Below are 13,472 nucleotides of genomic sequence, written 5' to 3'. Positions count from 1 at the left end.
TCCACTTTGCCCCACAGGAACTTCTTGAAGCGTGATTCTGGGTTTGTCACTGAGTTCCCCAAATTCATCCGGAATAGGATCTCCATGCGGGTCAAATTTGGGAAAACCCAAATATTCATCCAAGCGACGGACGAGTAGGGGAGCCTTTACATGTTCCAATTCTTCTGCGATGGCATTCACCTCATCCCAATTGAATTTTAATTTGTCCACCAAAAATACTTCCCAAAGTCGGTACCTTCTGATGATAAATAGGGCAGTCTTTCTACCTTCCTCTGTAAGGCTTACTCCATAATATTTCCTGTAGTCAATCAGTTCCTTTTCTGCCAGTTTTTTAAGCATGTCACTTACAGATGCGGCCTTGGTATTGACAGCAGCCGCAATCTCATTTGTAGAAACTTTTTCTAGTCCATCTGTGACTAGCTTATAAATGGTCCTTAAATAATTCTCTTCTGCAGCACTTAAACTTTTCATGACTTAATTTTTCACAAATATAAGTTTTAGACTTATCTAAAAAAATATTTAATTTTAATCTAAATCACCTGTGGATAACTGTGTTCTTATCTTTTTTTCAATTTTAGACATCTATGTAAAATAATTTAGTCATGTCTAAAAATAATGTAAGATATTGATTTACAGTGGTTAATACCATTTAATTTTTTAAATCAGAAGATAGTCAGTCTTTAATGTGGTGCTTGGAAAAGTACAATTTGGGCCTTTTTCCCTTAGTTAGGTAAAGTAATATTTAACAGTAACTGTTGGAATTTTCTTTTTTCAGCCTCCCAAAAGATGTCTTCATCGGGTTGTAAGCGGTAATAATCAAGCTGTAACAGACTTTTCCACACTGAATTCACCTCCTTGGTGGCCAGAAAATCGATGCACATTCCTGCCGGATACTTATCCACAATGCTTTTCCACATTGGGTTTTGACTCATAAGAATTACCTTTTGGAGGGCAATTCCTTCATAGAGTTTTGTGGGGATTTTATCCTTGATACTGGGCAGTAGCTGATAGGGCAACATCAAAATATCAGCTTCCATTACCTTACTTCTAATATGCGTTACAGATAGGGGTTGATCAGAGAGTTCTAGGTGTATCCCCTTTGATGCTCCATAATCCCTTGTCAGTTGCTTATAGAAGTAATGCTTAGTTTGGCCTCTGGTAGCGCTTCATTAAGCTTCAAAAACCATTCAATGGCTGGAATAACACCATATACAGGGGTGATGGTCCCACTAATAATAAAATGAGGATTGATTGGATTCAAAAGCCGAAATGAAGGTGTAAATGGCCCTGAAATAGCCGCTTTGTTTTCTATGACCGTATAACTCTTGATACCGGGCATCTCTGAAACATAACATTTTTCAGCAAGAATATGATGGTCAATGGCCCTTCTGCCAAGTCTTTCTGAAAAGCCAACAAGCCATTTGGCTAAAACCTGAAGATAAGCGGGCATGGTCAGGTTGTAGGCAATGTTTTTTACATAGTTTTCCTGTACATAATAGATGAGTTTAAAAGATAATAAGCGCTTGACTAACCAGGCCATTGGTAGCAATTCATAAGTGGTGACAATAACCACTGTGGGCTTTATTTTAATAAGCTGTCGAAGAAATTTAAAAGGAACTAAAAGCCTAGAAAGGTTTGTTCTGGGGCCGGAAAAAATTTCTATCAATCGAATATTTTCAACCTTTGGCGTTTTTTTTGAGGAAAACCCTATGATGTTAAGGTCGTATTTATTTGTTTCACGAATTGAAAATCCGAGCTTGTATAACATCCTGGAATCATCTACCGGTTTAAGGACAGAAGCAATTATGATAGAGGGTTTTTGAGGCATAAAATTGAAAAATCAAACTAAGCTAATATTAAATTTATGGAATTACAGCATATTATCGAAAAAGCCTGGGACAACAGGGATCTATTGAAAGAAAAAGATGTTCAAATAGCCATCAAAACGGTGATTGCAGACTTGGACAATGGTAAAGTTAGGGTAGCAGAACCTACGTCAGACGGTTCTTGGAAGGTAAACGACTGGGTGAAAAAGGCTGTAATTCTTTATTTCCCTATCCAAAAAATGAGAACGATAGAGGTTGGACCTTTTGAATTTCATGATAAAATGGCCCTAAAAACCAATTATGCCAAACAAGGAATTAGAGTCGTTCCTCATGCGGTTGCCAGATATGGCGCGTTTCTTGCTAGCGGAGTGGTGATGATGCCTTCATACGTGAATATCGGTGCTTATGTCGACGGTGGAACCATGGTAGATACCTGGGCTACTGTTGGTTCTTGTGCCCAGATAGGCAAAAACGTTCACCTAAGCGGTGGAGTTGGTATTGGAGGAGTTTTGGAACCTATTCAAGCTGCACCTGTCATCATTGAAGATGGTGCCTTTATTGGGTCCAGAGCCATTATTGTAGAAGGAGTAAGAATCGGTAAAGAAGCCGTAATTGGTGCAGGAGTAACCCTAACCGCCAGTTCTAAGATCATTGATGTAACGGGTGATGAGCCTGTGGAACACAAAGGATATGTTCCTGAAAGATCGGTGGTTATACCCGGAACATTAAATAAAAAGTTTAATGCCGGTGAGTTCCAAGTTCCTTGTGCCCTTATCATTGGCAAAAGAAAGGCTTCTACTGATTTAAAAACTTCTCTCAATGATGCACTCAGAGACAACAGTGTAGCCGTATAATTTTATTTTAATTTATGATTTCGATTAAAAACCTATTAAGCATTATTTTATTGACCGGTCTTTTGGTGGCCTGTAGTAATAGCGCTTCCAATAAAGGCGATGCCTTTTATAATGATGGACAATACCAGGAAGCCATAGCAGCTTATACCAGCTATTTGGAGACCAAACCCAACAATGTACAGGTATTGTACAACAAAGGTAGGGCCCATGAAGAGCTCGATGATTTCAAAAAAGCCGAAGACAGTTTCAAGCGTGCATTGAAACAAGAGCCAAAAAATACGCAAATTTTGCTCAGTCTTTCCAATTTGTACCATAACAATGACAAACCGGAACTGGCTTTGATGTACGCAGATCATGCAGTATCTGTATCCGGAGCTCCTTCCATGGCCTATTTCTTAAAAGCCAGGTCCATGCACAAATTAGGTAATGTTAAGGAAGCCATAAGGGAATACAATACTGCAATTAAGATGAGTCCTAAAAATGGGCAAGCTTATTACTATCGAGGTTTGCTTTATGTGGCCACCGATCAGACAGCTAATGCTTGTAAGGATTTTAAATCTGCAGTTACCAATAACTATGAACCTGCAAAGGAATCTGTTAATAAGTATTGTCGATAAATCTTTTGTAGGATTGACAACTTCAAGAGGCCTGATTATTCAGGCCTTTTTTTATGCATGAAATATTTTATCTTATATTTTTTGAATGTAATTTAATTGAATTGAACTTTGTTTTAATGTTGAAAATCAATTGATTAACTCATCTTGTTTCCATAAATTATTTTTATTACTTATCGAAATGGAGATTAAAATGGTTTTGTCTCATTTGTTTTGGAAAAACTACAGTTAACCCTTGTTTAATGAAATTGAATATAGTTTAATATAAGTCTATTTGTCTATGTATTAATTGTTTATGTCGACAGGATTAGTGTCAGTTTCAACTTTGCTTCCCATGGTAATTGTTAAATAGAAGAAGTAAGCGTGGGTTAATAGTAATTGAATGCTATTTAATTGAATTGACCTTTACTTAATTTATGATTAAAGCCTGTTGGTCATTATCTTAACTTGATTCAATGGAATTAATTGAGAAGGATCTTGGGGCTGAAGGCACTTTATTCTCTTCAGCTAATTGTTTATGATTTGATTAGTCTAAAGTTCTAAATAGCTTTAGGTTTCCAGGTATCGTGAGCAATAATAGGTGGTTTGTAATTTATAATAATGCTATTCTCCGGCTAAGAAAATTAAAATTTATGGTATACCGGATAGTTTAAATTGTTAAAAGCTTATTAAATAAATTTTAGAGAATCATGCTTCCTCTTTTGATGGAATTCTTCCCGGTGAAATAAGTATTTGGCTTTCACTTGAAGTGGTAAAATTACTTGAATATTCTCTTTTTAGTTGGCATTTTCATCCTAATTCTTAATGTAAATCTAACCGCTATGATTGAAAATTAATAGGAAAATTATTTCGATTGAGTACTGATTGGTTCGTTTTAGTTTAAATACAAGTCAAGTTAATTGAACTTTAACCAATATAAATTAAATTATTGTATACCAGTTATTTAAGAACAGGTATTTAAGTTGTTTTTAAATTGAAGTTTATTAAAATGACTGAAATAGGATGTATTATTTTTCAGGTGGAGTATGGTCGCAAAGTTCTTCTGTAAGGATATGGCCGGTACCTTCGCAAACCGGGCAGGTATCAACTTCCACCAAACTGCCATTGCAAGCAGTACAGGTTAATCTTCCTTTTCCTGAGCATCGTTCGCATTCAAAATACTCTAGGATATTGAATACATTTTTCCTTGTAACCAACCCGTCTCCTGCACACCTGCTACAACCAATAACACCTCTACCTTTACAAAGAGAGCAAGCTTGTTCTGATTTTCCTTCTCCATGGCAGGTCTCACAGGTTCCATATCTATAACCACGTGCATCACAGTATTGACACGAAACAATTTCTGCCAAGGGGTTTATCAATTGGTTTTGAAGCGCTTTGGCTTGTTTGTAATAGCTTCCTTTAAAGCCATTCAAATCCAAATATTTGTTGACGAAGCTTTGACTGTTATGGTATTGGCCCAATGCATACAATGTTTTGGCAAATAGGTAGGGCATTTCAGCTGGTATGGGCTGGTTGCTTTCTATGATTTCTCTAAAAATAGTATTGGCTTTGGTATAATCACCATTCTCCATGGCTGTATTTGCTTGGCTCATCATTGCTGATGTAGTTCCCAAACTGGGGCTTTGTGCGTAAATACTCATAGGTTGAGTAAGTCCTATAGTAATTAATAGAAATAAAATTATCAGGAAAGGGTGTTTTTTCATTTTTATAGGTTCTTCAGGAAGGCAAAGTAAATACCTTTGAGGTGAAATTCAATTATAGAATTAAACTTTAATGTTTTTTAACCAATAAGGATTATGTCGGAAATTTATTCTTTTTAGCCTTTAATTGAAATTATTAGAGTAGCAAACCTCCTTATTTGATTTAGGTATTAAAGATTTCTATCCAATTTAATCCACAATTTATGGACTATTTTGGTTTTTTTTAAAGCTTAAAGATTGGGCATTCTCATTATTTTAAGGCTTTATTGTGTTAGAATGGGAAAATGTAATGGGAATAATTTTTTTCTCATCGAGTAATAGAAATTGAACATTTTTGAGGGAATTAATAGTAATATTTTGCGAATACTTTTGTTCTTAGTAGACTAAAATAGTTAATTCTATCCATAAAATATAAGTATTTATAGGATTAAATTAAGATTTTATTTGGAACCGAATAGGAATTGATTAAGCGTTTATTATAGGCGGAAATGATTTAAGAATTTTTTCCTAATTGGTATAAAATCCTTTATTTCAATGATTTTTAGATGGTAACCTATCCTCTTTTATTATAAAATGGAACGGTTATTGTATGTTGAGAAATTTGAAATGAATTTGATTTATTTAAAGAAAATGAAAATTTTACTTGATAATCACCTAATGATTTTTGACAAAAAATAAGAATATTTTTAAAGTACAAAATAAACTTATAAATTACAGGAGCAATTATTAAATTCTATTAAACCATATACATATGATTTCTTCACTGTTAGAAAATCTGTCACCTGAACTAATCTCTGGATTGACTCAAAAATTCGGACTTGATCAAAGTAAAGCTTCTGAGGCAGTTAGCACCACCAAAAGTAGTTTGCTTGAAAGTATTTCCAAAGAAGCAGCCGGAGGTAACCTGGATGGTATTTTGGGTATGCTAAACCAGGGTAGTGGATTGACACAAAACCCTATGTTTAAAAGTATACTAGGAAATTTAACTGGTAGTTATGCTTCTAAATTGGGCGTTTCCCCTGAAATGGCCATGTCAATTGCTTCTTTTGTATTACCTAAGATAATTTCAGCAATATCCGGTACTAAAAGCGGAGATTTAGATAAAACTGATTTGGTTAAAATGTTAGGTGAATCTTCCGGCAAAGCCATAGCAGATAAAGCTTCAGATTTACTTAAAGGAGGTCTGGGAGGCTTATTTAAATAATACTTTTATTCAATAAACTTAATTATATAATTATGTCACATTCTATTACTAAAATTGAGGGTATAGGTCCGGTTAACAAAGAAAAACTTTCTGCTGCCGGAATTGTTACTGTGGAGAATCTTCTTGAAAAAGGTGCTTCAAAAAGTGGTCGTAAAGAAATTGCCGCTGCAAGTGGAATTGATGAAAAAATCATTCTAAACTGGGTCAATATGGCTGATTTATTTAGAATTAAGGGGATTGCCAGTCAATTTGCTGAACTGTTAAAGGCAGCAGGTGTTGATACGGTAAAGGAACTGAGAAACAGAAATGCCGAAAATTTACATCAAGCACTTGTGTCTACCAACGAAGCCAAAAACTTGACCAATGCAGTTCCGGCACTTTCTAGGGTGACAGATTTCATAGAACAAGCTAAAAATTTGGATCCCGTAGTGACCCATTAATTCAATAAAATTATTTATTTTTAAAGAGTAGTTCGGTTTTGAAGTTAAATTAGCCTCTGAATAAACAATTCATTTGTATTTGGTGGTTGATAATGATAAACCTAAAAATTGGAGATGCTGCTGTAAAACCAATTTGCACCTATTTCTTTAGCATGAGACCTTAATGCAATTCTATTTATTGCATTAAGGTTTTTTTATATTAATGACAAATTGATGGAACAAATAGACAAATTTAAGGAACATATAAACCTTGGCTATACCTTTAAAAAAGATGCTTTCATTATTGGCACAGGAATGCTTGATCAGCAAGCCCTTAATGGTGCTCAGGTAAAAATCCCATTAAAGACATTAAACAGGCATGGTTTAATTGCCGGAGCTACTGGTACTGGTAAAACCAAAACTCTTCAAGTTATTGCCGAACAACTTTCTTTGAAAGGCATACCTTCAGTTTTGATGGATTTAAAAGGTGACTTGACCGGTTTGGCCTGCCCCGGAACTAACAATGAACATATAGAAAAAAGGTGTGCCAGTATAGGGGTGCCTTACGAAGCCACTGGCTTACCCGTGGAATTGATGTCTATTAGTAATGAAAAAGGGGTCAAGTTGAAAGCTACTGTATCGGAATTTGGGCCAGTTTTGATGTCCCAAATTCTCGATCTAAATGATACCCAATCCGGCATCCTGTCTTTGATATTCAGGTATTGTGACATGAAGCATCTTCCCTTGCTTGATTTGATGGACCTTAGATCCATATTAAAATATGCCATCAATGAAGGCAAGGCGGAAATTACCAAGGAGTTTGGGGCTGTTTCTTCCAATTCTGTCAATACTATTCTTAGAAAGATCATAGAGCTTGAGCAACAAGGGGCTGAAAACTTTTATGGAGAGCGTTCTTTTGAGGTGGAAGATTTTGTTAGACAAGAATCCGGTCGTGGAGTGGTATCCATTATTCGATTAACAGATATCCAAAACCGACCTAAATTGTTTTCTACATTTATGTTGAGTTTGCTTTCGGAGATTTACGAGACCTTTCCCGAACAAGGAGACCAAGAAGCCCCAAAACTTTGTCTTTTTATTGATGAGGCCCATTTGGTTTTTTCCAATGCCAGTAAGGATTTGCTTGAGAAAATTGAGGCCATAGTCAAACTGATTCGTTCAAAAGGGGTAGGGATCTTTTTCTGTACCCAAACACCGACAGACGTTCCGGATGAGATTTTGGGACAACTGGGACTCAAAGTGCAACATGCTTTAAGGGCATTTACCGCAAAAGATCGAAAAGCCATCAATAAAACGGCTGAAAATTATCCTATTTCGCCATTTTATAAAACCTCTGAGGTGTTAACCTCTATGGGAATTGGAGAGGCACTCATTACGGTATTGAATGAAAAAGGTATTCCAACCCCCTTGGTGCATACCTTGCTAAGGGCACCTGTCTCTAGAATGGGTATTTTAAGTCCGGAGGAGATTGACCAACAAGTTAAAGCTTCAAAACTGGTCAATAAATACAATGAACCCATTAATAGGGAGAGTGCCTTTGAAATCCTTGAGGAAAAGCTAAACAATGCAGCACCTGAAAATCAGGAGAAAGAGGCCCCATCGAGGAGCAAAAAGAAAGCATCTGCTAAAGAAAAAGAAAGCTTTTTTGAAGCCTTGAGTAAAAATACCATGGTAAGACAGTTGGGAAGGACTTTCTTTAGAGAGTTAACCCGAGGAATCATGGGATCATTGACCAATAAGAAGCGATAATTGTAAGCAGATTTAGAAAATTGGAGAAACTAAAGGTTGGAATAATTGGAGGAGGAGCCTCAGGGTTTTTTGCAGCAATTGAAGCTGCCAAAAATGGTGCAGAAGTTTTAATATTTGAAAAAACCAATAAAGTATTGTCAAAGGTTTTGGTGTCCGGGGGTGGAAGATGCAATGTCACCAATGGGACCGGTTCACCTTCTGAGTTTCTGAAAGGATATCCTAGGGGTAAAAATTTCATGAAAAAAGTTTTTAAAACATTCAATTCCAAGGATACATTTAAATGGTTTGAAAGCAGAGGAGTTCCTTTAAAAACCGAGGAAGATGGAAGGGTTTTTCCTGTAAGTAACAGCTCATCCAGTATAATAGAAGCACTAAAAAAAGCAGCGGAAATCAATGGAGTTAAAGTTTTATATAAAACTGGAATACAAGAAGTAAGGAGGCTTGATGGGAAGTTTTTATTGAATTCCGGAAAAGAGGATATTTATGTGGATAAATTGGTGATTTGTACGGGAGGAAAGCCTAAAAAAGAAGGGTATACTTTGATAGAGCAACTGGGGCATACCATTCATCCTCCTATTCCTTCACTATTTACTTTCAATGCCCCAAGCTCAAAAATTATCCAACTTAAAGGGTTAAGTGTTCCCAATGGACACATTCGATTTGAAGGAAGCCAATTGCAATACTCCGGCCCTATATTAATTACTCATTGGGGTATCAGTGGCCCCGCGGTATTGAAGCTTTCTGCTTTTGGTGCAGAGTGGCTTCACGACAAGGAATATAAGGCCGTAGCACTTGTAAAATGGCGAGAAGAATTTACAGAAGAGGGTTTAAGGGCTGACTTGTTGGGCTTTAAGTGTGACCACCCATTAAAAATAGTGTATAAAAACCCACTATTTGCTTTGCCGGGTAGGTTATGGGAGTTTTTGGTTGATAAAGCCGAAATCAATTCTGATATTAAATGGGGAGATATGAACAAGAAAAAAATCAATAAATTGATAGAAAATTTACTGAGATTTTCTTTAAAAGTCTCAGGAAAAACTACCTTTAAGGAAGAGTTTGTAACAGCAGGTGGGGTGTCTTTAAATGAAATAGATGCCAACACAATGGAGAGTAAATTGGTAAAAGGATTATTCTTTGCAGGGGAGGTAATAAATGTTGATGGAATCACAGGAGGATATAATTTTCAAGCTGCCTGGAGTACAGGTTTTTTAGCAGGTAGTAGGTCTAGTGGCATTGTAATACAATAGGACTAGATTGTAGTAGTATACTTCTGTAGCATTTAATTTATTTCAAAATTTTTCTAAAACCTTGAAATATCTTGGCTTATTCGTTTTTTTAATTCAGTCGTTTGATTAATTTACGACTATGCAATTTTAGTTTTCAACCAATTGACAACTATGGAAAAAAATTACACCAATATTGATTATAAAAAAATTGAAGATATGGTTGAGGATGATTTAGACTTCCGAAACCAATTGCTGGATGCCATTGAGATTGCTGTTGAAGAACTTGAAACAACTTACCTGAAAGGTATTGAAGACAAGGATGCTGAAAGCATCAAGATGGCACGGCATAAAATTAAACCAACATTAGGACTTTTTGGACTTAAACGTTTATCTCAATTATTGTCTGAAGGAAAAAAATTGATGGAAGAAGGTAATTTTAATTCCTGTCTGGAGGAACATAAAGAGGAATTTAAATCAGCCACTAAGGCATTGCTAATCGATGTTAGAGATTATCGAGAATAATCGAGGAAATTATCTTTTTTGCTAAAAAGTTATCCTATTGAATAAAGATAATTTGACTGGTAAATCGTTAAAGGGGTTTATCTCTTAAATAAAAGCCATGTTTAGCACTGAAAAAATAAATTTTTCAAATTAATATCTTATACGGTTATTTAAAAGGCAATGGAAAATGCATATCCATCTCCTTAAACCTTTTGTAAAGCCAGCTCGCTGATTTTATCGGCTATAGACAAAGCACTGGTAGCGGCTGGTGAAGGGGCATTGATCACATGTACTGCTTTGGCCGTTTCTTGGATTGCAAAATCATCCAACAATCCCCCTTCTTTGTCACATGCTTGCGCCCTTACTCCGGCTCCACCGGATACCAAGTCTGCAGAGGTAATGTCTGGAATCAATTCTTGTAAAGCCTTTGTAAATTCAGATTTAATAAATGAGCGCTTGTATTCACCCAAGCCTGTCCTCCAATATTTTCCGGCTACTTTTTGTAAGCCCGGCCAAGTCACTGCCTCTAAAAATTCACTTAAATTAAAATCGGTTTTCTTGTATCCCTCTTTTCTAAATGCTAAAACCGCATTGGGACCTGCTTCTACTCCTCCCTTTTTCATTCTTGTAAAATGAACACCTAAGAATGGAAAATTAGGATCCGGTACAGGATAAATCAAGTTTTTTACCAGGTATTCCCTCTCTTTTTTAATTTTGAAATATTCTCCTCTGAAAGGAATGATTCTGATAGGTAAAGGGTCTTTTTCAAGCTTTGCGGCAACCTTATCCACATATAAGCCGGCACAATTAATTACAATTTTTGTCTCGATTTCTCCTGCTGAAGTATTGATAGTAATGGATTTGTTTAAGTCTCTAATATCCTGAACCTTATGATTGAACAATACTTCCCCTCCTAAGGCAATAAACTTTTTCTCATAGGCCATGGTCACCCGCTTATAATCTACGATTCCTGTCTGAGGAACGTGCAAGGCACCCACTCCCTGACAATAGGGTTCAAACTCCTTCAGTTCCTCAATAGATATGGCGCGGACTCCTTCCAAGCCATTCTGCAATCCCCTTTCCATTAAAAAATTGAGTTGAGGTAATTGTTCTTTCTTTGTTGCTACCACTACCTTACCGGTAATTTCAAATGGAATTTCATTTTCCTCACAAAATTGAACCAATTGATGATAACCGTTAATACAATTTTTAGCCTTCATGCTTCCGGGTTTGTAATACAATCCGGAATGGATAACACCACTATTGTTGCCCGTTTGATGACAGGCCACTTCCGACTCCTTTTCTAGAACTGTTACTTTCAATTCCGGTCTTTGTGTTTTTATCTTTAAACCGGTGGCTAATCCAACAATTCCACCTCCAATGATTGTAATATCGTAAAGCATATTTCTTTTTTCTATTGCAACAAATATACACAGTAGATTGATAAATTATTTCTCCTCTTCTTATTTTACTTGGATACCTCAAGCCCCAATAGCCTTGTAAATTGTTAATGATTTCACCAATCGTCCTCTTCCTCAGAGGTTTGTGTTTCTTTCTCTTTATAATCTGAGAAATAACCATTAAAATTTTCCTCAGGTATTAAGTTGATAGTCTGCAGTAATTCATTGACTTTCAATAGTATTTCATAGCCCGGTTCTTGAATGTGCATAGGCACCTTAAACAACCTGGAGTCATCTTTTTTTAAGCTGCCTTCTGCGGAAAAAAGAAAAGGCCATAAGGTTTTAGAACAGGAGTAAGCAATATAATCTACAGGATATTTGTCTAGGTACTCAGAAACTTTTTCATTGATATCGGCAAAGAATTTCTCTGATGCTCCCAGTCTTACTCTTGATCCTGCTCGGGATTTGCCTTTGGTTTTTAAGTATTTTATTTGACTTTTTCCCTGCTTTTTTCTAACCATATAGGCCCTAAAAACCTTATGTTCGGTATTTGCACCTTCCTCAAAATAGCCCAGAGCTGCTGTTCCGGCACGGATTAAAAAAATGATCCAATTCTTTTCAACGTTATATATCCCATTCTTCACTGGATCGAAAGCAAGAGAAAAAGGCAGCCAAACATCTCCTATAATTGTCTGCTTCTCATAAAGTCTAATTTTATGCCTTTCGGTATCATAGGATAAGTCTATCCCCTTTTCCGAAACCCAGGCTAAGAATTTTTCTATATCATTTATTATCATCAATTGGCTTTTGCGTAGGAAATATTGGTTGAATTCAAACCGATTTATCCACAATTGGTGTACCATAGAAATCGATTTACCATCCAAAAATAAGAATAAAGATGACCTTATGGGTTTATTTTGTAAACTGATTTTGTTACATTAATTTTTATTTTGTCAGGGGTAAGGTTGTATCCCACGGTTTGCCTTTACTGTCTATTCCAATTAATAATTTAATCCAAAATATAGATTTATGAATATTGCCATGCTTGGTTCCGGGTTTATCGCTCGTTTTTATGCAGATACCCTTCATGCCCAAAGAAGAGTTGATCGGATAATTACTGTTTATTCCAGAAATGAGGACAATGCAAAAAGATTTGCAGCAGATTATGAACTGGAAAGTTACAGTACCTCAATGGAAGAGGTAATTATGAATGAATCTGTAGAGGTAGTTATCATTTCATTGCCCAATCATTTGCACGAAGAGGCAGTGATGGCCTGTGTAAAAGCCGGTAAAGCCGTATTGTGTACCAAGCCTTTGGGGCGAACGGCCAAGGAGGCAAAGAAAATGCTTGAGGCTGTTGAAAAAGCTGGGATTTTTGCCGGTTATTTAGAGGACCTGTGTTATACACCAAAATTCTTAAAGTCGGTAGAAAGCGTTAATAATGGGAGTTTGGGAAAAATTTTATGGACCAAATCCAGAGAAGCACATCCTGGCCCTCACAGTGATTGGTTTTGGGACAAAGAACAATCAGGAGGAGGTGCCATTATAGATTTGGGTTGCCATTGTGTGGAGATCGGGAGAAACTTTATTGGCAAGGATGTTCGTCCGGTAGAAGTCATGTGTTGGGCTGATACACAGGTACACCCCATAGATGCCGAAGATCATGCCATCGGATTAGTTAAATATGAGAATGGAGCCATAGGTCAATTTGAAGTAAGTTGGACCTTTAGGGGTGGGATGGACTTGAGGGATGAGGTGATGGGAACAGAAGGAACCATCTGGTTAAATAGTTTTCTTCGGACCGGGTTCGATCTTTTTACTACCGGAAAAGGTTCCAATTACATTGCTGAGAAAGCGGAGTCGGATTCCGGTTGGCTATTCCCGGTAGGTGATGAAGCACACGAGCTGGGTTATCCTCATATGTTTACAGATATGTTTGATGCATTGGATAAAGGTAG

The 13,472-nt window shown here is 36.5% G+C and carries 14 protein-coding genes; 8 read left to right on the top strand and 6 right to left on the bottom strand.

Going from position 1 to position 13,472, the window contains the following annotated elements; translation table 11 throughout:
• The 3 genes from AAC037_RS07135 to AAC037_RS07125 form a co-directional block, all read right to left on the bottom strand.
• The coding region (locus AAC037_RS07135) for a metal-dependent transcriptional regulator (RefSeq protein WP_339902330.1) at positions 1-471 on the bottom strand (471 nt) is incomplete at its 3' end.
• A gap of 251 nt (positions 472-722) precedes the next feature.
• The gene (locus tag AAC037_RS07130) at positions 723-1,037 is read right to left on the bottom strand and encodes a hypothetical protein (RefSeq protein ID WP_339902329.1); all 315 of its coding nucleotides are present in this window, start codon (positions 1,035-1,037) and stop codon (positions 723-725) included.
• Between the two features lie 83 nt (positions 1,038-1,120).
• Positions 1,121-1,828: a hypothetical protein gene (locus AAC037_RS07125; RefSeq protein WP_339902328.1), complete on the bottom strand. Its 708-nt coding sequence runs from the start codon at positions 1,826-1,828 to the stop codon at positions 1,121-1,123.
• Positions 1,829-1,864: 36 nt separating this feature from the next.
• Here AAC037_RS07125 and AAC037_RS07120 point away from each other — a divergent pair, with 36 nt between their 5' ends.
• Positions 1,865-2,680, top strand: coding sequence for a 2,3,4,5-tetrahydropyridine-2,6-dicarboxylate N-succinyltransferase (locus tag AAC037_RS07120; protein ID WP_339902327.1), 816 nt, complete (start codon positions 1,865-1,867; stop codon positions 2,678-2,680).
• 14 nt (positions 2,681-2,694) lie between these two features.
• Positions 2,695-3,297: a tetratricopeptide repeat protein gene (locus AAC037_RS07115; RefSeq protein ID WP_339902326.1), complete on the top strand. Its 603-nt coding sequence runs from the start codon at positions 2,695-2,697 to the stop codon at positions 3,295-3,297.
• 1,004 nt (positions 3,298-4,301) lie between these two features.
• Here the strand turns inward: AAC037_RS07115 and AAC037_RS07110 are convergent.
• Positions 4,302-4,937 (bottom strand): molecular chaperone DnaJ, encoded by a 636-nt coding sequence (locus tag AAC037_RS07110; protein ID WP_339902325.1) that lies wholly within the window; start codon positions 4,935-4,937, stop codon positions 4,302-4,304.
• Positions 4,938-5,748: 811 nt separating this feature from the next.
• Here AAC037_RS07110 and AAC037_RS07105 point away from each other — a divergent pair.
• The 5 genes from AAC037_RS07105 to AAC037_RS07085 all read left to right on the top strand — a co-directional run bounded on the left by AAC037_RS07105 (position 5,749) and on the right by AAC037_RS07085 (position 10,135).
• Positions 5,749-6,201 (top strand): DUF937 domain-containing protein, encoded by a 453-nt coding sequence (locus AAC037_RS07105; protein WP_339902324.1) that lies wholly within the window; start codon positions 5,749-5,751, stop codon positions 6,199-6,201.
• Between the two features lie 32 nt (positions 6,202-6,233).
• Positions 6,234-6,641: a DUF4332 domain-containing protein gene (locus AAC037_RS07100; protein ID WP_339902323.1), complete on the top strand. Its 408-nt coding sequence runs from the start codon at positions 6,234-6,236 to the stop codon at positions 6,639-6,641.
• 213 nt (positions 6,642-6,854) lie between these two features.
• Complete coding sequence (locus tag AAC037_RS07095) at positions 6,855-8,387, top strand: helicase HerA-like domain-containing protein (protein ID WP_339902322.1); 1,533 nt, start codon at positions 6,855-6,857, stop codon at positions 8,385-8,387.
• Between the two features lie 20 nt (positions 8,388-8,407).
• The gene (locus AAC037_RS07090) at positions 8,408-9,634 is read left to right on the top strand and encodes an NAD(P)/FAD-dependent oxidoreductase (protein WP_339902321.1); all 1,227 of its coding nucleotides are present in this window, start codon (positions 8,408-8,410) and stop codon (positions 9,632-9,634) included.
• 150 nt (positions 9,635-9,784) lie between these two features.
• The gene (locus tag AAC037_RS07085; protein ID WP_339902320.1) at positions 9,785-10,135 is read left to right on the top strand and encodes a hypothetical protein; all 351 of its coding nucleotides are present in this window, start codon (positions 9,785-9,787) and stop codon (positions 10,133-10,135) included.
• Between the two features lie 182 nt (positions 10,136-10,317).
• Here the strand turns inward: AAC037_RS07085 and lhgO are convergent, their stop codons facing one another.
• Positions 10,318-11,517, bottom strand: coding sequence for an L-2-hydroxyglutarate oxidase (gene lhgO, locus AAC037_RS07080; RefSeq protein WP_339902319.1), 1,200 nt, complete (start codon positions 11,515-11,517; stop codon positions 10,318-10,320).
• A gap of 113 nt (positions 11,518-11,630) precedes the next feature.
• A complete protein-coding gene (locus tag AAC037_RS07075; protein WP_339902318.1) occupies positions 11,631-12,377 on the bottom strand; it encodes a hypothetical protein in 747 nt (248 codons plus the stop codon).
• Positions 12,378-12,543: 166 nt separating this feature from the next.
• Here AAC037_RS07075 and AAC037_RS07070 point away from each other — a divergent pair.
• Positions 12,544-13,472: Gfo/Idh/MocA family oxidoreductase (locus tag AAC037_RS07070; RefSeq protein WP_339902317.1), on the top strand; the 929-nt coding region annotated here is incomplete at its 3' end.

The sequence above is a fragment of the uncultured Cyclobacterium sp. genome, assembly GCF_963976465.1.
Lineage (GTDB): Bacteria > Bacteroidota > Bacteroidia > Cytophagales > Cyclobacteriaceae > Cyclobacterium.
This window is presented reverse-complemented; position numbering and strand designations above follow the sequence as displayed.